The organism is Caecibacteroides pullorum (assembly GCF_019239235.1).
Taxonomy (GTDB): Bacteria; Bacteroidota; Bacteroidia; order Bacteroidales; family Bacteroidaceae; genus Bacteroides; species Bacteroides pullorum.
In genome coordinates this window covers 1-18,451 of sequence record NZ_JAAZTS010000003.1, presented here as the reverse complement: position 1 = coordinate 18,451, position 18,451 = coordinate 1, and the positions used below count along the sequence as shown (strand labels likewise).

The window sequence follows — 18,451 nt, the reverse complement described above, 5'->3', positions numbered from 1 at the left end:
ATAACCAAGCAAAAAAGCATGATGAAATACTTCTCCATCCTACACCAACGTTGGTATCACTTCCTGCACAACGAAGAACTGAAACAGAAAATCTACTCCATCGTATTCGAATCGGATACGCCCAAAGGCAAACTGTTCGACATCATACTCATTGGCAGCATCGTGCTCAGCGTGCTGCTCGTCATCCTGGAAAGTATGCACATCTTCCCCCATTCGGCATACCTGGTGCTGAGGGTCGTGGAGTACGTGCTCACGCTGTTCTTCACCATCGAATACCTGGCACGTGTGTACTGCCTGAAGCAGCCGCGGAAGTACATCTTCAGCTTCTTCGGCATCGTCGACCTGCTGGCCACGCTGCCCGTCTATCTGAGCTTCTTCCTGCACGGCACGCACTATCTGCTCGTCATCCGTGCCTTCCGCCTCATCCGCATCTTCCGCATCTTCAAGCTCTTTACCTTCATCAACGAAGGCAACCTGCTTTTGCGGTCGCTATGGATCAGTGCACCGAAGATTTTCATCTTCTTCTTTTTCGTGCTCATCCTCGTCACATCCATGGGCACGGTGATGTATGCCATCGAAGGCGATGCCCCCAACTCTCAATTCAACAACATCCCCAACAGCATCTACTGGGCCATCGTCACCATGACGACCGTCGGCTATGGCGACATCACGCCCGTTACCCCCGTGGGCCGCTTCCTCTCGGCCGTCATTATGCTCATCGGCTACACCATCATAGCCGTCCCTACGGGCATTGTCTCGGCTACGATGGTGAGCGAACATAAGAAGCTGGAGAAGCGACGCTGTCCCCGTTGCCACCGTGACGGTCACGACTTCGAAGCCCTCTACTGCAAGTATTGCGGCGCACGACTGAAAAAAACCGAACCCGAAAAAGCCAATGAGGAACGGCGCAATGACGAACGTTTCTGAACGTTCCTCTCTATTATACATTGTTTATTTTAAATTTATGGAGAAACAGAAAATATCCCTCGTACTCTCCATGGGCGGCGCCCGTGGCATTGCACACATCGGTGTGATAGAAACCCTGTTGGAATACGGCTACGAAATCGCCTCCATCACCGGCAGCTCCATGGGAGCCATGGTGGGTGCCATGTATGCCACAGGACGGATGACCGAATGCAAAGAATGGCTGTGCAGCTGGGACAAACGCAAAATGTTCCAGCTGGCCGACCTCACTCTGAGCCGCGACGGCCTGGTGAAGGGCGACCGCTTTATCCGCGAACTGAAACAGATTGTCCCCGACGTGCCCATCGAAAATCTCCCCCTTCCCTATGCCGCCCTGGCCACGGACATCGTGAGCGAGCAGGAGGTGAAATTCACCTCTGGCAGTCTATTCAACGCCATTCGTGCTTCTATCTCCATTCCCATGGTGTTCCGTCCCGTCCGCACGGAAGGACGCATACTAGTGGACGGAGGCTTGCTCAATCCCCTGCCTCTGCGCCACGCCATTCGTACATCAGGCGATCTGCTTGTGGCCGTCGATGTCAATGCTCCCATCGACAACGGCAAACGCCGCCGCATGAACCCTTACAAACTCCTGGCCGAATCGTCGCGCCTGATGATGCAACAGATTACCCGCTACGACATCGAACGCTTCAAACCCGACATCCTTATCCGGATGTCTGCCCACGACTACGACATGATGGAGTTTCACCACGCCCGCCGTATCATCCAAAGTGGAGCCGAAGCCGCCCGAAAGACATTGGACCAACAATAAACAATACGCCCTTTTCCACTAAGGAAAACAATGCTTTCGTATCCGAAAAGCACCGTTTTCTTTTCACAGAAAAGGGCGTATCTATCTTGACGGGAACATCTCCCCGCACCTTTTATTCCAACTTGTGAATGATGAGCCCCGAACGTAACTTGGGTTCGAACCACGTCGTCTTGGGTGGCATGATGTTACCCGTATCGGCAATGTCCATCAGCTGTTTCATGCTGACCGGATAGAGAGCCAGAGCCACTTTCATTTCACCACTGTCCACACGCTTCTTCAGCTCGCCCAGCCCGCGGATACCGCCCACGAAGTCGATGCGCTTGTCCGAACGGAGGTCCTTGATGCCGAGTATCTCGTCCAGAATGAGGTTGGAGGAGATGGTGACATCGAGCACGCCGATGGGGTCGTTGTCGTCATAGGTGCCCGGCTTGGCCGTCAGGCTGTACCACTTGCCGTCCAGGTAGAGGGAGAAGTTGTGCAGGCACGTGGGCTTGTAGATGTCCGTACCTTTTTCTTCAACGATGAAGTTCTTGCCCACCGCTTCGAGGAACTGCGCCGGCGTCAGTCCGTTCAGGTCTTTCACCACGCGGTTGTAGTCGATGATGGTCAGCTGGTTGGCGGGGAAGCAGACGGCCATGAAGTAGTTATACTCTTCGTCGCCCCGATGGTTGGGATTTTGCTTGGCCTTCTCGGCGCCCACCAAGGCAGCGGCAGCGCTACGATGATGTCCGTCGGCAATGTAGAGGGCAGGCATCTTGGCAAATTCGCGTGTAATGGCGTCGATATCCTCCTGCTGGTCGATGATCCAGAACGTATGTCCGAAACCATCACCCGGAGCGATAAAGTCATAAACAGGTTTCTGTGCCGTATAGCGGGCAATGATAGCATCGAGCGTCTTGTTGTCGGGATAGGCGAAGAACACGGGTTCGATGTTGGCATTGTTCACGCGGACGTGCTTCATGCGGTCTTCCTCCTTGTCGCGACGGGTCAGCTCGTGCTTCTTGATGACACCGTTCATGTAGTCGGGCACGTATGCACCTACCACCAGACCGAACTGCGTCTTGCCATTCATCGTCTGGGCATAGATGTAATAGTTTTCCTTCTCGTCCTGCACCAGCCATCCTTTGTCCTGAAACATCTGGAAGTTTTCGGCAGCTTTCTGATAGACACGCGGATCGTGCTCGTCGGTACCTACAGGAAAGTCTATCTCGGGCTTGATGATATGATAGAGAGACATCTCATTACCTTCTGCCTCGGCACGGGCTTCGTCGGAGTTCAACACGTCATAGGGGCGTGATGCAACTTTCTCCACCAGATTCTGTGGTGGACGGATGCCTTTGAATGGTTTGATTGTTGCCATGTTACAGTTTCTGAAATCTGAATTACTATTATTTCTTGTTCACACGGAATTTCTCGCAACCGTCTTTCAGGAAGCCGACAATCTGCTTGGCGGCAGCGATACCGGCATTGATGTTGGCCTCGGCGGTCTGGGCACCCATCTTCTTCGGTGTAGAGAAATAACGACCTGCGAATTTGGCCATAAACGTTTCATGAGCAGCAGGCATGATGTCGGTCATGTACTTCAGGTCAGCACGCTCTTCCATCAGTTGGATGAGCTCGGCTTCGTTGATGACTTCCTTACGGGCTGTGTTCACCAGCAAACCACCCTTCGGCATACGGCCTACGAGGGCATGGTTGATGGAGTTCTTCGTCTCAGCCGTAGCAGGAATGTGCAGAGAAACGACGTCGCAAGTCGAATAAAGCTCTTCAGCGCTGGCAACCGCCTTCACACCGTCGGCCTCGATCACTTCTTTCGGACAGAAAGCATCGTAAGCATAGATATCCATACCGAAGCCCTTGGCGATGCGTGCCACGTTACGACCTACGTTGCCATAGGCATGAATACCTAGCTTCTTACCCTTCAGCTCAGAACCGGAAGTACCATTGTACATATTGCGTACAGCCATCACCATCAGACCGAATGCCAGCTCAGCCACAGCGTTGGAGTTCTGGCCCGGCGTGTTCATCACGCATACGTTGTGAGCCGTAGCGGCTTCCAAATCCACGTTGTCGTAACCAGCACCGGCACGTACCACAATCTTCAGTTGCTTGGCGGCATCGAGCACTTCAGCATCGATAATGTCGCTACGGATAATAATGGCATCTGCATCGACCACTGCCTCCAGCAATTTGGCCTTCTCACCATATTTCTCCAACAAGGCCAGTTCGTAACCGGCTGCTTCTATTTCTTTACGGATGCCGTCAACAGCCACTTTGGCGAACGGCTTATCGGTTGCTACCAATACTTTCATAACTATAGTGTTTTAAATGGTTGAAAAAAGAATTCACCACAGAACACACCATCATCACAGTCATCATTACATAAGAGTATCTGTGGTAATCTGTGCAATCTGTGGTGAAAAACAATTGGTTTATTTGAATTAATGGAGTTTCTCAAATTCCTGCATGCAGTCGATCAAGGCCTGTACGCTTTCCTTCGGCATGGCGTTGTAGCAAGACGCACGGAAACCACCTACCGAGCGGTGACCCTTGATGCCTACCATACCTCTTTCGGTAGCGAACTTCAGGAAGTCGGCCTCCAGTTCCTTGTATTCGGGAGCCATCACGAAACAGATATTCATGCGCGAACGGTCTTCCTTGGCAGCCGTACCCACAAACAGCTTGTTACGGTCGATTTCGGCATACAGCATGTTGGCTTTCTCAATGGCACGACGCTCCATTTCCTTCACACCACCCTGAGCCTTGATCCAACGGAGAGTCAGCATAGCCGAATAGATGGGCAGTACGGGAGGCGTATTGAACATGGAACCCCCATCAATGTGTGTCTGATAGTTCAGCATGGTCGGGATGTAGCGGGAAACCTTGCCTACAGCCTCGTTCTTCACGATAACGAAGGTCACACCGGCAGGAGCCAGGTTCTTCTGTGCACCGCCATAGATACAAGTATATTTGGATACGTCGATCGGACGAGAGAAGATATCGGACGACATGTCGGCAATCAAAGGCACGGGAGAGTCAATGTCTTTCAGGATTTCCGTACCATAGATGGTATTGTTCGTCGTGATGTGGAAATAGTCGGCATCTGTCGGGATGGTATAATCCTTCGGAATATAGGTATATGTAGCTTCTGCCGAGCTGGCCACTTCCACAGCCTCGCCAAAACCTTTGGCTTCCTTCAGAGCTTTCTTGGCCCATACGCCCGTATTCAGATAAGCAGCTTTCTTTTCAAGGAAATTATAGGGAACCATGCAGAACTGGGTACTGGCACCACCACCGAGGAACAGGACGGAATAACCGTCAGGGATATTCAGCAATTCCTTGAACAAAGCAACGGCTTCGTCCATCACGGCCTGAAAATCTTTGGAACGATGGCTGATTTCCATAACGGAAAGTCCGGAGCCATTAAAATCCAATACACCTTTAGCTGTTTCTTCGATGACCTCACGCGGAAGGATGGAGGGTCCTGCACTGAAATTATGCTTTTTCATTGTAACAAAGTTTTGGTTATACGATGCGTTATTTATGTCTTTCGACAAGGCGAAATTACGGATTTATTTCTATAATCCAAATTTTTCTATCCAATTTCTCGCTTTTCAGGGCAAAATGCTTTCCATTTTATTGCTTTACACACAATAAATACGCTATTTTGTTATGTAGAGATAGCAATAATCAGGGTAAAGAAGTATCAAAATGTAAAATTAACACTTATTTTTCAAGAAATATTCCAATATTCACTTTACAAAATGTAAGTTAAAACAGCTTCCAAAATCACTTCGCTTCTTCAATAAGCGTCTTTATTCCCTTGATTTTTTCGCCTTGAACCAAAGAAAGCACCTGTTTGGCCTTACTGCGACGGATGGCCACAAAGGCATAGTGATCCTTCACGTCGACCTGACCGACATCCTCGCGCGACAGCCCACCTTTCTTATATAGAAAACCTACGATGTCCACCTTATTCAGCTTGTCCTTTTTTCCTTTACCTATATATAAAGTTGTCCAACGAGCCTTGACGGGTTTGGGTGTTTCTTCAGGTAAATCGAAAACGGGAACATCTTGATGGATATATTCAGGCAGACGCTCTTCGGCATGAAGAAGCAGGAACGACGAGCCGGTGGCATCCCATCGGGCCGTACGTCCGTTGCGATGCGTGAAAGCTTCTTCATTAACGGGCAGGTGGTAGTGGACCACATTCTCGATGTCGGGAATGTCGAGTCCGCGGGCAGCCAGGTCGGTCGATACCAGCACAGGCGAACTGCCGTTACGGAATTTGTAGAGCGCCCGTTCGCGGTCGGGTTGCTCCATGCCGCCATGAAAGGCTTCGCAAGGAAACTTCTTCGACTTCAGGAAGGAAGCCACACGATCCACACTCTCACGATAATTAACAAACACGAGTGTCGGCTTATGGGCTACGGTGCAAAGCAACCGATAAAGGGTCTCAAGCTTGTCTTTTTGAGGAGAAAGCACCTGTTGCAGGTTCAGACGGGAAGAAACGGCTTCACCTTCCAGAAAATCGAGTTTCACCACTCCCCTATCCCCTTCTTCCACTCCCGTGAACTGAGGAATTTCTTCGGCATCGGTAGCCGAGAGCAACACTCGCTTCTCCAACCGGGGCAGCTGGCCCACCACTTCGGCCATCTCTTCCTGAAAACCGAACTCCAGACATTTGTCGAACTCATCGATCACGAGCGTCTTGATTTGTGCTACTCCGAAATTTTCCTTATGCAGGTGGTCGTTCATACGGCCGGGCGTTCCTATGATGACCGCCGGCTTCAGACTCTTCATCGTGCGGTGTTCGTCCATAGCCGGACGCCCACCATAGCAGCTCATCACCTTGAAGCCCGTGTTCATGGCCTTGAACACACCCTCGATCTGCAACGCCAGTTCGCGCGATGGCACCAGCACCACAGCCTGTACCTCTTCCGTCGAAGCCGACAAGCGTTGTACCAGCGGCAGGAGGAATGCCAGCGTCTTTCCCGAACCCGTAGGCGAAAGGACAATCAGACTCCTGCATTCCCCATATGCCCTGCCCACAGCTTCCTGCATCGGGTTCAATTGTTCTATCTTCAGATTTTCAAGTATATCGGTTGTCTTCATCGTTCAATCCAATCTTGGTTTCGACAAACTTACGGAAAATCTATGGAAAAACCTCCAAAATTCGGCAGATTAACGCAATGTAATCTGTGAATTAAGTAGTTATGAGAAAATCGCGGAAGTTGGATAGAGGGCTGAATAGCGTTTCAAAGCGGATTGGAGAAAGAGAACGGTTTCCTAATCGTTACCCGTCAGAAATGCAGATTTAACAGTCACCGTTCCGTTTGCGCCGCTCTGCGTAGGTTTGCTTGTCAAGGTTTAACTCGTTGATTTATAGTTTTGCAACCAAAAAAGAACGAGTATGACAAGGAGCACATTTCGCGTGCTGTTCTATGCGAACGGCAGCAAGGAGAAGAATGGAATTGTCCCCATCATGGGACGGGTTACAATCAACGGAACGGTGGCGCAGTTCAGTTGCAAACGGAGCATCTCAAAAGAACTTTGGGATGCAAAGGGCAACCGTGCCAAAGGCAAGAGCGTGGAGGCGAGGGAAACGAACCTTGCGCTCGACAACATCAAGGCGCAAATCATCAAGCACTACCAACGCATATCCGACCGTGAGGCGTTTGTGACGGCAGAAATGGTGCGCAACGCCTATCAAGGCATAGGCGGCGAGTATGAAACGCTGCTCAAAGCCTTCGACCGTGAGAACGAGGTGTTCAAGAAGCGTGTCGGCAAGGACAGGAAACTGGCGACCTATCAGTCAAGGGTAGTGGCAAGGAACTATGTGGCGGCATTCATCAAGTCATTCTACAAGCGCAGCGACATGTCGATGCTGGAGCTTACGCCCGACTTCATCAAGGAGTTTGCGGTCTATCTCGCCACGGAAGCGGGATTACGCAACGGCACGATATGGGAGAAGTGCATGTGGCTGAAAGGCGTGGTGATGCGTGCGCACTTCAACGGGCTGATACCGAGAAACCCGTTTGCCCAGTTCCATATAAGCCCGAACACGAAAGAGCGTGAATATCTGACGGAGAATGAGTTAAAAACATTGATGGAATTTCAGTTCAAAGACCCTAAGAACTCCTATCTCCGTGATATTTTTGTTTTCGCCAGTTTTACCGCCCTGTCATTCGTGGATATAAAGGAATTAAACAATGACCAGATTGTGGAAGTGAACGGTGAGAAATGGATTGTTTCCAAACGACACAAGACGGGTGTACCGTTTCAGGTAAAGCTGCTGGATATTCCCTTGCAGATAATCGAGCGTTACAAGGCTTTTCAGGAAAACAATCTTGTATTTCCCAATCTCAACTATTGGTCAATATGCAAGCGTATGGGAAAGATGATAAAGGAATGCGGCATCACCAAGAAAATCAGCTTTCACGCGTCAAGACACATCAATTCTTCTTACTCATTGAAAACAAGAAACTTACAAAGATTATCAGCTTAACAGGTAACGATATGGAAACCAGCGGGCTTCTATATTCTACAATGTTCTGCACTAATCAAAAGAACGCTTCTCTCATTTGCAAAAGTAGTGTTTTTATCCCTTATTACCAAAGTTATTCCTCTGAAAAATAGAGAAAATTTAGCGTTACGTATAAAGCACTTCCAAAACATTCTCTGCCAAAGCTGAATCATAAATACGTATGGCATTGTTTTCATCTGTGTTGTAACCAAGATAGTTAATATTGCCATACCATATCAGGGATTTGTCAATGATTGCAACGTCAATAGCCAATGTGTCATTAATCCTAATACTTGCTCCTATGCCTTTTAGCTTTTCCTCTTTTTCCAAATTACTTTTGATAAAAGCGACAACTTCCACACCCCGCGCCGATAGTTCTTTTAGCATCTCAAGTACGGAAGAGTGCTTGGCAAACCAAAGTTTTGTAGCGGAAATGACAACCGAACGCTTTGCCTGGTGTAAATCCTTGAAAAATTCACTTTGGTATGTATGTCCATTAAAAATAACGCTTTGACTTTCGTTGAACAAGTCTATTGGCGCGTTTGACTTAATCTGATAACCGACAGATGCATATCCTCTCAATCTACGCTTGTACATCACATCACACATCGGCACGCGAATGTCGATGTAATCGTAAATCTGAACTTCTTTCTTACCCGGATATTCCCGATGCAGCCGTCCGGAATATTGCGCGATGATACCTTTCCATGAGACAGGCAATGCCAAGAACAAGGTGTCCAACCGAGGATAGTCGAAACCCTCACCCACATATTTCCCGGTTGCTACTATAACAAGCGGTTCCGATAGTGGCATGTTTTGCAAGTATTCCATTTTCTGACGTTTCTCCTTTGCCGATTCGGAACCGACAAGAGTAATGACATGTTTACAGTGTGGTATTAACGCGCCTGCTAATGTTTCGACATGGGCGGTGAGGTTGGTCAGTACAACTGGTGAACGCCCTTCTTTCAGAGCCACGCATACATCCTCTATTATAAGTCCGTTCCTATTTTCATCATCAGCCATTTTCTGAACCATCCGGGCATAAGTGGACTTTTCATCCGTCAACTCTCTATAAGAAGTAAAGCGGGGAACAAGCAGGCGTGTGAATGTTTGGGAGGTCATTTGGACCTTTGCATCTGCCGAATAGCGGATAGGGCCGCATTGCATGAAAATAATAGGCTGGTGCCCGTCCTTGCGGATTGCGGTAGCTGTCAGTCCATAGACATAACTGGCATTGGCATACTTCAATATCCGTTCAAAATTCACAGCTGATACATGATGGCATTCGTCCACAATCAGCATTCCGTAATTCCGAACAAAAGATTTCACCCCGTTGTCTTCCAAACAGGATTGCATCAAGGCAATGTCTATTTTCCCATGCAGTGAATTTCCCTTAGAATCCAATGTACCGAACGGTGAAAAGGCTTTTTTACGGCCACGTTTCTTTGGAGTATCTTCTTCCGTAAAGTCTATTTCCAAAAATTCTTCCAAACGGGATTTCCATTGGTCCAATAAAGCTTTAGTGTGTACAAGTATCAGCGTATTTACTTTCCGTTCAGCAAGTAGGCCAATAGCCGTAACCGTTTTTCCAAATGCGGTAGTGGCATTCAACACCCCGTTGTCATGTGCTGTCAAACTGGCTATGGCTGCTTTCTGCTCTTCACGGAATTCGCCTTTAAACCTTACGGTTACGTTCTCTCCATGATTGGTCTTATCCTCTATCCGGTAGGTGATTTGGTTGCTTTCCAAAAGAGCAACAACCGCATCTTCACATCCACGGGGCAGGGTGATGTAATCCTCTTCCATATCGGCACAGGAAATGATACAGGGAATGTTGTAAGTAGACAAGCGCATGCCTCGTCTGGCATAAAACTCCGGATTCTTGAATGAGGCAATCCGTTTCAGATGGTTGATTGCTCTTGCGGAAAACCCAGACAAAGGGATGTATAGCATATTGGAACGTATGAGAATAGGATTAGCAGGAAAATCGTTAGGAGTGATTTTCTGAGGTACCGGAGTCTCCCACGGTTTGGATTCACTGGTAGTGGACAATTCACCCAAATCAGAATCTGTTCTATGTTTAGCCAATATTGCATCAATCATTGTTTCGGAAATCCGTTTTATCTGAAGTAGATAGTCCCACTGGTCCTCGTAAACTGTAAAATTCTCGTTTACAAATACGCTGTTTCCTTCTTTGCGTGCTTTCCCTTGTAATGGCAACGCCACCAGATTCCCGAAACCACCCTCTGGCAATCTGTCTTGATTGGGAAAGAAACGGTCGTATGATTTGAAAGTCATCCGCCCGTATCTTTCCATCGCTTCTGTCAATATTGTATTTCCAAGTCTTCGCGCTTTGGAAGCAGGCAATGACTGTTCAAAGAATATCCATACATGTGCACCGTTTCCGGAGCGGGAGCGCTCGATGGAACAAGGAATATCCCAATCTTTACAGACCCCGACATACGCCAACACATCTTTCTCGTATCCATGTTCGCAAGACTTGTCATCGAAATCCGCACACAGAAAATTGCAGTTGTTGTCGGCAAGAATGGCATAGGCTCCGATTACATCCTGTCCGTCTGGGTCTTTCCCTTCAAGATGCCGGTATATATCCTCATACACTAACGGTTTGAACAACCTGTTGGGACATTCTGCGCACTTATACTTTTTCTTGTCACACAATTGCCTGTCCCATTCATTCCGGCACACTGGCTGGTAACCTGATTTTCCGCTTGTCCTACTGTACCATCTCCGTGCAAACACATCCTCGCGTCCCTTGAACAGATTACGGAATACACTTACTTTTTCTTCCAAAGACAAATGTTGCTTCATGATGGGCTGTGTCATATGAATATCCTTGCTATTTAGTAATGCCTGTAGCCTATCTACCTCCTTATGAAGAAACTCATTCTCCATAAGAAGCTTGTTGTATGCAGCCAACAGTTCTTGGTATGTAATCTGCTTTCCCATATCATTCAAAGCAATGGTGTCATATATAAAGGCATATACACAATCCCATCTTCTATTTTCATATCCTTATCGTGAAGCACGTAGGGCGTGGATAACTGGGAGCCGTATTTGGCGATACACTTCCTCAACGAGTTCAGTGTGTAGCGCTGTCCGGATTTTACCTCAATAGGTGAAATGTTATGCCTGCTGGTCGTTATAGGTTTGGCTATCAGGAAATCAATTTCCATACGGTCTTCGGCTGATGTCCGGGAACTGTTGCTGAAAAAGTAGAGTTTGTGTCCTGTCGCCCGAAGCATTTGCGCCACAATGTTCTCCACCAACATACCTTCGTTTACTTCCAGCTTGTCAAACATCAGTTTACGGTAAAGGTCCGCACTTACGATTCCACGTTCGTCAAAGGCGTGGCTGATGAGCAGCCCGGTATCACCCATATAACATTTCAGCGTTGTACGTTCTTCATTTAGTTTCAAGCCGATACTCGGTTCGGTCGAATTATAACAACAGTTAATTATTTTAGCGTCACTCAGCCAAAAGAAAGCCTGTGAATAATCACGCATACGGGCTTCACTCTGCAATGCGGATAAGACAAACTTCTTTTCGTGTTTCTGCAATTGCCCCGGAATCTCCTCAAAGATAGCGGCAACTTTCGTTTCCTGATTGTCCGCATATTTGTGAATGTCATTGCGGTAAAGAGCCAATATATCGCGCTTCACCTCATCCACCTTTTCAAAATCCCGCGTTTCCACATATTTCTGTACTGCCTGTGGCATTCCTCCGACAATCAGATATTGCCGGAAATAGTCCATTGCCCGGCGGTGGAAAGCCTCCATCGGAAGACGTTTGTCAAACCGCATCCGGATGTAAGACATCAGCATTTCATCACCCATTGCCCACAGGAATTCCTCAAAGTCCATCGGAAACATTTCAATGGCATGTTCTTCGGATGGCAACATGATGTCCTTGACATTCTTTTTAATGGAAATAAGCGAGCCAGTCTCAATATAGTCATAACGCCTGTCTGCAACCAAGTGCTTGATGGCTGCACGGGCACGGGGGCAGAACTGTACTTCGTCGAATATGACCAAGGAACGGGCTTCCTCGCCTTTCGTCTGGCGGGGAGTAAGTTTCCGCCTGAAGTAAAGTTCCAGATTCATGAAAAGCATATCGAGGTCATCCAGATAAAGGTTGAAAAACTCCATTACCTGAGGATTTACCTTGCTGAAGTCCACCAGAATGTAAGACTCGTATTCTTTGCGTGCAAATTCTTCCACGATATAACTTTTCCCTATACGCCTGGCTCCTTCTATCAAAAGGGCAGTATCACCCTTATGGTTTTTCTTCCATTCCAACAGTTTATCATATATCTTTCTTTTCATAATTCACCTATTCACCTTTATTGCCTAATTAATATTTCACGTATTCAAGATTATTATATCTGCAAATATACACATTTTCTTGGATTAGAAAGAATTTCAGGATGTTTTCATTTCAATTATTCCTTTGATATCGCCACATTGAAAGGCGAACTCATTGTACCACCGATTTACTTCCTCTGAACTCTACTCCTCTAAATCCGCACTCCATTGCTGATACCTTTATTTGAAGTTTCGCTGTTGTAAACCAGCACAACAGCACGACAGCAAACCAGCATATCATTGAAACTATGTTGCTTCCTATCTGCATTGAATTACTTTCTTGGTTGTCGGGTTATGTTCTTCATTGTTTTAGCAAACCATTGGTTCGCCGAGTTTGTAAACAAGCGAGGATGTATTTGCTCAAAATAGCATTTCCTTATTAGTCTAATGTCAGTTTGGGCTGTGATTGGCACATATCGACATCGAATTGACACTATTGTCTGTTTTTCAGAAGGATGAAAATCCGGCTTTGTTCCCTGTAATCTCAATAAGGTGCAGGCTTACACACCGCCCTATTCCCTTTCTTCTTTTGGGCAGCTTGGGCATCGGGAAACGATGCTTTGAAAGCCGAAATAACAACACTTGTTCAAATCCGTTTATTGACGGATTTCTTGTGCTCTCAAAAGCACAGCAAGGTGTCCTTCGGGTTACCCGAAGGCTTTTCGGTTACTGCCGAAAAGTGGCAGCAGCAAGGTATGTTTCGAGTTACTCGAAACCTTTCGGGTTACTCCCCGAAAGCCTTGCCGCTGGTTGCACCTCCGAAGTCGGGCAACCTGAATAACGGATGACACTAATTCCTCCGTTTATTCCCAAACAATCTGACAAGAGACATTGGATGACAAGCTGATGTTTTTCTTATTCCTAACATTCTCATACAAATATGAGCCATCAGACCTATACACAAAAAGACAGACAACAGGCATATCTTAATTTTCTCAACAAGAGTGAATGGTTCTTTGGGATGTTGTATCGCATTTCTTAATGATTCCATATACAGACCAGATATTTCAAGTTAGGAACGGAGCTGTCCGAACGATGTCCATTCCGGAACATCAAGACACAGACAAAGACTACGGCAAAGGCTCAGACCGGATGTGCATCATACAGGCATTAGCTACATCCGCCGTTTTTTTTATTTGACATACCTTGTACCTTCGTACTTTTCACACACAATAGGACTGACAGCTCCCGTTCCATCAAAGCCATGATTAGCTTCCATTGAGAAGCAGGTTCACAACACCTTGTTTTATTCTTCCAATTTATTCAATCTCTCATAAGTATCTTGCAAGGCTTCCGGCACCACAATCTTCAAGCGGGAAATACGTTCCCGTTCTTCCAATTGCCACTCTTTGTATTGGGTAAAAAGCTGCATGTGACGCTGTTTCTCCTGTTCCAATGCCTGCTTGAATTGCTGGATGTCCTCCAAGGTCTTCTTTTCCGCTTGTTTCTTGATGGCAAACTTCATCCTGTTCAGCTCACGTTCATTTTGGCGATGCCATTTCTGAAGTTCAAAGAACACGTCTTCCACCTTTTGCGGGTTTACGGATGGAGTATGCGCATAAATCAGCGTGTCTTTCCCATTGCCGTCCGTGCTATAAGGTTTCACCATTTTATTTTGCAATTCTTCACGGGCAGCAGAGAACGCGCCGCCCGGATGAATATATTTGCCAATGGTAGCGGCCACGGCTTCCAGTTGGAAATAACGGTTACGTTCTTTGATGTTCAGCAGCGAAATTATATCCGCTTCCTTGGTCTCTTCCGGATACTTCGGTTTGGAAGGGAGTTCAATCCCTTTGTCTGTACACCATTCCTCAAAAGTCTGATTGGCAACCCGTTTCAGTTCCTTGTCTTTGGCTTTGACCGCTTCCCTCATCCAAGCGCAGAAAGCGTTCATAGAAGAAATTTCCTCCAAAAGCGGGCGCACTTGCTCCAACATTTTTTCATCATAGCCGATGTTGACGGTCTTGCCCGATTCGGAAGCAGAGCCTACAATATCGACTTTTGTAGTGACAAAGGTCAAATTTTTCAGTTTTGCCTCACAACCGGCTATGACTTCTTGTGCGATATCCGCCAGATGGGATGCCGAAGTAGAGGTCAATCCATGCTCGCTGAAAAAGATTTCGTTGGTTGTTTCCATTTTAATGATAATTAAAAGATTCTTATCCACCGTTCTTCTGACATGCCGCCACACGAGTGGACGATGTAATAAAGCACAACGGCCATAGCCAATCCGATTAGTATGGCGGTAAATACCCTTCGTTTATTTATTGGCATTCCTACTCCGATTAAAAAAACGTTCCTGATTTTCATTCGACATCGCCTCCGTACCGCCATAGTATGTGATTTCCCAAAGCAATCCGGCAACCAACTCTTTCGGAGCGATTTTTACGTCTTCCCCTATTACGATTTCCATACCGACACTTTCTGCCCAATGTGAGTGATTCGAGAGGGGATAGCATAGTGCATTGTCTTCTTTTGCATAGACAGAACAGTTCATGTCCACCATTGGTATGCAACCCTCCCAACGATACCCCAAACGGATATAGTAAGGGGAATGCACCGGTTTTATCTCCTGTATCGAATGATAGATTTTTCGCCAGCCCTCCATGTCAAGTCGTGCGGCCTGTTCCGGCGCATTCCGTTGCCACAAAGTTTTGAACGCCGGGGCTATCTCGTCAAAACTGAATTGTTCCAATAAATCTTTGAATGTCATATTGCAAAAAATTAAAATTATTATATCCACAAATCTCCGTAATGGTCGATGAAGAGTTTCATGCCTTCACGGATGCGTTTCCGCTTCTCCGCATCTTCCTCGCTCCATTGGTCTGTACGCTGGTACTCCTCGAAAGCATAAATCATCTTGCGGATGATGTTCAGCCATTCCGCATAGCCTTTGTCTTCTCCATGCTTTTCAATGATGTTGCCCGGTGTACCGCCGTATGGCCCTTTTTCTGCCTTCAAGAAAGCCCGAAGATGGTTGGCGATAATCCTTGCCAAACGTGTGTCCAAAGACCATACGTCTTCATACGATACTTCCGCATATCCCTCGTGGCATTTGGCTTTCCACGCTTTTTCTTTCCATGCCGGTGTCTTGTTCATACCTTCTGTTTTTTGCAAAGGTATTCGCGCTAAATGCCAAATCGTGGCAGAACAGAAAAATAATTTGCCTATGCTTCAATTCAGCACATTTAATGATTTCTTTTGCAAGCAAAAACTTATTATGGAAGATTTTGATTTGCCAGACATTCTGAAAGGAAGAATTGAGAAAAGGAAAGAAGAAGAAACCGAATGGAAAGCCTCATGTCTTTCAGTGGAAGAATTGCTTTGCTTGCAACTGCTGGGATATTCTTCCCGGCAAATAATAGAAAGAGTTAATCCCGAAGTTAACGAACAGCTAAAAAGGACGGCAGCAAAAGCCACTCGTGAGCTTGACAAAGCGAAACGGATATTGGACAGGCAGGCTAAAGCAGGAGTTATCACTATTCCGTATTATGCAGTCGATTATCCTTACCATTTCAGGAATCTATGCAATGACACCCCACCTCTCATTCATGTATCAGGCAATTTGGAATTGCTCAACCGGAACGATACAGTGACCATTATCGGTGCCCGTGCAGCCGATGCTGAAGGTTTGGACGCAGCTTATCGGTTTGGCAAGCAGATAGGCGGGCAAGACCATGTGGTAATCAGCGGTCTTGCATTGGGATGCGACACGGCGGCGCATCGGGGTTGTCTTGATGCGGAGGGGCAGACTATCGCCATTGTCGCTTCCGGATTGGACATCACACATCCAAAAGTAAACAAAACCTTACAGGAGGAAATCGTGGCAAAAGGTGGAACTATCGTGTCCGAACATCCGTTCGGCATGAAGGCAAACCCTACGAGGCTGGTTGCCCGATGCCGTATGCAAGTGGCTTTGACCCAATCGGTCATTGTGGCGCAATGCCCCATTATCAGCGGAACCATGTATGCCGTGCGCTTCGCACAGGAATATGACGGTGATTTCTTTGGTTGGGAGAACGACATTTATGCGGTGGAGTATGACACATGGGATGAACTAAACTCCGGCAACAAATTCTTACTAGACTATAATCTTGCCATTCCTCTCCGACCGGAACAAAACATTACGCTGAATCAATCTTATCAACTAACAATAAACGACATCAAAAATGACACTGAAAGAACTTATCATGAAGGTTGACTTCGACAGCCTTCTCCCGTATCTGGAGAAATGGGAAAAGAAGAATTTGGATAACATCTATGCCTTCCGTGAAGCATACGATATTCTTAGGAACATGGAACCGGACAAGGATTATAGAGGGGAAGTTACCATAATAACGACAACAAGAGAAGACGGAACAAAAATCACACAGGTAAACTTCTTGGACGATAATGTATGGGAGAAAGAATTGGCTAAAGAATTTGTTTTTCCCAACGGCATGCAGCTCAATATGGAAGAACTTGCCATGCGCTGCCTGTGGGAAATCACTTTCTATGGTTTCTCACCCGTAGATCGTGAAGACACATTCTCCAAGATGTTCGGCAGGCGGAAGCCGCTGAATCGTTACGAAGTGGCATTGGACAAGTTGGAAGAAAGCATGTGGAAGCATCAGACCCCTCGCAAGTTCCGTGCAAGGGATGAAGACGGTGCACGGCTGACCATTGCACATTTCCCATTCAAGTTTTGTAACAAGCCGATGAACCGCAGCAAGAAAAAACGGAAATACCGTCAAGACAAGCGCGAAGAATATCTTGAGGTCATGGCAAAACGGGAAACGCTCATACAGATGCTTACCATTCCGGGCAGCAGCTTTAAGCGTAGCGATGTGGAATTTTTGTTCGATATTGCGTATGGCATCCGGTATGATTATTGTTCCGTTGTTCTTGGAACAAACGGACGGTTGGACTATATCCTTGAGTCCATGACAAAATACCAACAGCTTGATTTAAGCCGATATGACCATGCGATTGTATTTATCCGCTATTCTTCCTGTTATCCGCCGGATAATACAGAACTGGAGACATTCCGTCAAGCGGTGCATAACCGGTTGGGATATGAAAATATCCTGTTCGGTACTGTCGTAGAGAATAATGAATGTGAACAAATAAAAGTTATGTTGCTATTGAATAAAGCTGTTTGAAGATAGCAAAGAAGAAAGTGCAGATCAATTTTTAGCACCTTCTTCTTTGTTGTATTTCCTTGAATTTCGATTCGGCCAATATATACCCTCTGAGAACGAAGATATACTTCATCGCCAGTTTAATATATACTACAACAGCCAACGAAGATATACTTCATCGGCAAACGAAGTATATCTTCATTTTCAATGTGGTCGGGTTGGGTAAATTACGAACATTCATATTTTCTTATATGGGATTTATAGAAAAAGGAAAAAATTATCCGATACAGTGCATGACGATACTGACCATAATCTCTTTCTCCTCCATGCGTGACTCAGCAACCATAATTGTAAGTGCAACCAGCGTATGGTCGGCTATGCGTTTCTGACCTTTTCCGTCATACAGGATGCCGTTGAGGTTGAGGAAGTATAGAAACAAAGCTGACGTTATACGCTTGTTGCCATCGTTAAAACTGTGGTTCTTGGTGATGAAATAAAGCAGATTGGCAGCTTTCTCTTCCACCGATGGATAGACATCCTTTCCTGCGAAACTCTGGTAAATGTTTCCAATGCTGCTGGAAAAGCCAAACAAATTTGACCCCTTTGGCCAAAAAGAATTGACCCTTTTGGCCACAATATGATTGACCCTTCTGGTCCAAATAACATTGACCACTTAGCACGCATA

At 46.6% G+C, this 18,451-nt stretch carries 13 protein-coding genes and 2 pseudogenes; 5 read left to right on the top strand and 10 right to left on the bottom strand.

What is annotated here, in order from left to right; translation table 11 throughout:
* Positions 1-21 precede the first annotated feature (21 nt).
* Complete coding sequence (locus HF894_RS03535) at positions 22-927, top strand: ion transporter (RefSeq protein WP_204971255.1); 906 nt, start codon at positions 22-24, stop codon at positions 925-927.
* Positions 928-964: 37 nt separating this feature from the next.
* Positions 965-1,735, top strand: a complete 771-nt coding sequence (locus tag HF894_RS03530; RefSeq protein ID WP_021847703.1) for a patatin-like phospholipase family protein — start codon at positions 965-967, stop codon at positions 1,733-1,735.
* A gap of 112 nt (positions 1,736-1,847) precedes the next feature.
* Here HF894_RS03530 and HF894_RS03525 read toward each other — a convergent pair whose 3' ends face one another.
* The 4 genes from HF894_RS03525 to HF894_RS03510 all read right to left on the bottom strand — a co-directional run bounded on the left by HF894_RS03525 (position 1,848) and on the right by HF894_RS03510 (position 6,850).
* Positions 1,848-3,095: a DUF1015 domain-containing protein gene (locus HF894_RS03525; protein ID WP_204971137.1), complete on the bottom strand. Its 1,248-nt coding sequence runs from the start codon at positions 3,093-3,095 to the stop codon at positions 1,848-1,850.
* A gap of 28 nt (positions 3,096-3,123) precedes the next feature.
* A complete protein-coding gene (locus HF894_RS03520) occupies positions 3,124-4,047 on the bottom strand; it encodes an NAD(P)-dependent oxidoreductase (RefSeq protein WP_204971136.1) in 924 nt (307 codons plus the stop codon).
* A gap of 129 nt (positions 4,048-4,176) precedes the next feature.
* Positions 4,177-5,244, bottom strand: a complete 1,068-nt coding sequence (serC, locus tag HF894_RS03515; protein ID WP_075316773.1) for a 3-phosphoserine/phosphohydroxythreonine transaminase — start codon at positions 5,242-5,244, stop codon at positions 4,177-4,179.
* Between the two features lie 280 nt (positions 5,245-5,524).
* Entirely contained in the window at positions 5,525-6,850 is a 1,326-nt protein-coding gene (locus tag HF894_RS03510; protein ID WP_204971135.1) for a DEAD/DEAH box helicase, read from the bottom strand.
* 298 nt (positions 6,851-7,148) lie between these two features.
* Here HF894_RS03510 and HF894_RS03505 point away from each other — a divergent pair.
* Positions 7,149-8,189: pseudogene (locus HF894_RS03505) on the top strand (phage integrase SAM-like domain-containing protein); the annotation flags it as partial.
* A gap of 198 nt (positions 8,190-8,387) precedes the next feature.
* Here the strand turns inward: HF894_RS03505 and HF894_RS03500 are convergent.
* From HF894_RS03500 to HF894_RS03480, 5 genes are all read right to left on the bottom strand, one after another.
* Positions 8,388-11,231: a TOTE conflict system archaeo-eukaryotic primase domain-containing protein gene (locus tag HF894_RS03500; RefSeq protein ID WP_204971134.1), complete on the bottom strand. Its 2,844-nt coding sequence runs from the start codon at positions 11,229-11,231 to the stop codon at positions 8,388-8,390.
* A gap of 5 nt (positions 11,232-11,236) precedes the next feature.
* Positions 11,237-12,607 carry an ATP-binding protein gene (locus tag HF894_RS03495; RefSeq protein WP_204971133.1) on the bottom strand — a complete coding sequence of 457 codons (1,371 nt, stop codon included), beginning with the start codon at positions 12,605-12,607 and terminating at the stop codon, positions 11,237-11,239.
* Between the two features lie 1,285 nt (positions 12,608-13,892).
* Positions 13,893-14,783 (bottom strand): hypothetical protein, encoded by an 891-nt coding sequence (locus HF894_RS03490; protein WP_013616405.1) that lies wholly within the window; start codon positions 14,781-14,783, stop codon positions 13,893-13,895.
* A 123-nt stretch (positions 14,784-14,906) separates the two neighbouring features.
* A complete protein-coding gene (locus HF894_RS03485) occupies positions 14,907-15,359 on the bottom strand; it encodes a DUF6557 family protein (protein WP_013616404.1) in 453 nt (150 codons plus the stop codon).
* A gap of 20 nt (positions 15,360-15,379) precedes the next feature.
* Positions 15,380-15,745 (bottom strand): hypothetical protein, encoded by a 366-nt coding sequence (locus HF894_RS03480; protein WP_013616403.1) that lies wholly within the window; start codon positions 15,743-15,745, stop codon positions 15,380-15,382.
* A 121-nt stretch (positions 15,746-15,866) separates the two neighbouring features.
* On the opposite strand from HF894_RS03480, the gene HF894_RS03475 reads away from it, so the two are divergent.
* The gene (locus HF894_RS03475) at positions 15,867-16,847 is read left to right on the top strand and encodes a DNA-processing protein DprA (RefSeq protein WP_111936086.1); all 981 of its coding nucleotides are present in this window, start codon (positions 15,867-15,869) and stop codon (positions 16,845-16,847) included.
* On the top strand, positions 16,816-17,787 hold the full coding sequence (locus HF894_RS03470; protein ID WP_013616401.1) for a hypothetical protein: 972 nt from the start codon (positions 16,816-16,818) through the stop codon (positions 17,785-17,787). The genes HF894_RS03475 and HF894_RS03470 overlap by 32 nt, the downstream gene beginning before the upstream one ends.
* Positions 17,788-18,043: 256 nt before the next feature.
* Here the strand turns inward: HF894_RS03470 and HF894_RS03465 are convergent.
* A pseudogene (locus HF894_RS03465) lies at positions 18,044-18,367 on the bottom strand (type II toxin-antitoxin system death-on-curing family toxin); the annotation flags it as partial.
* Positions 18,368-18,451: the final 84 nt, after the last annotated feature.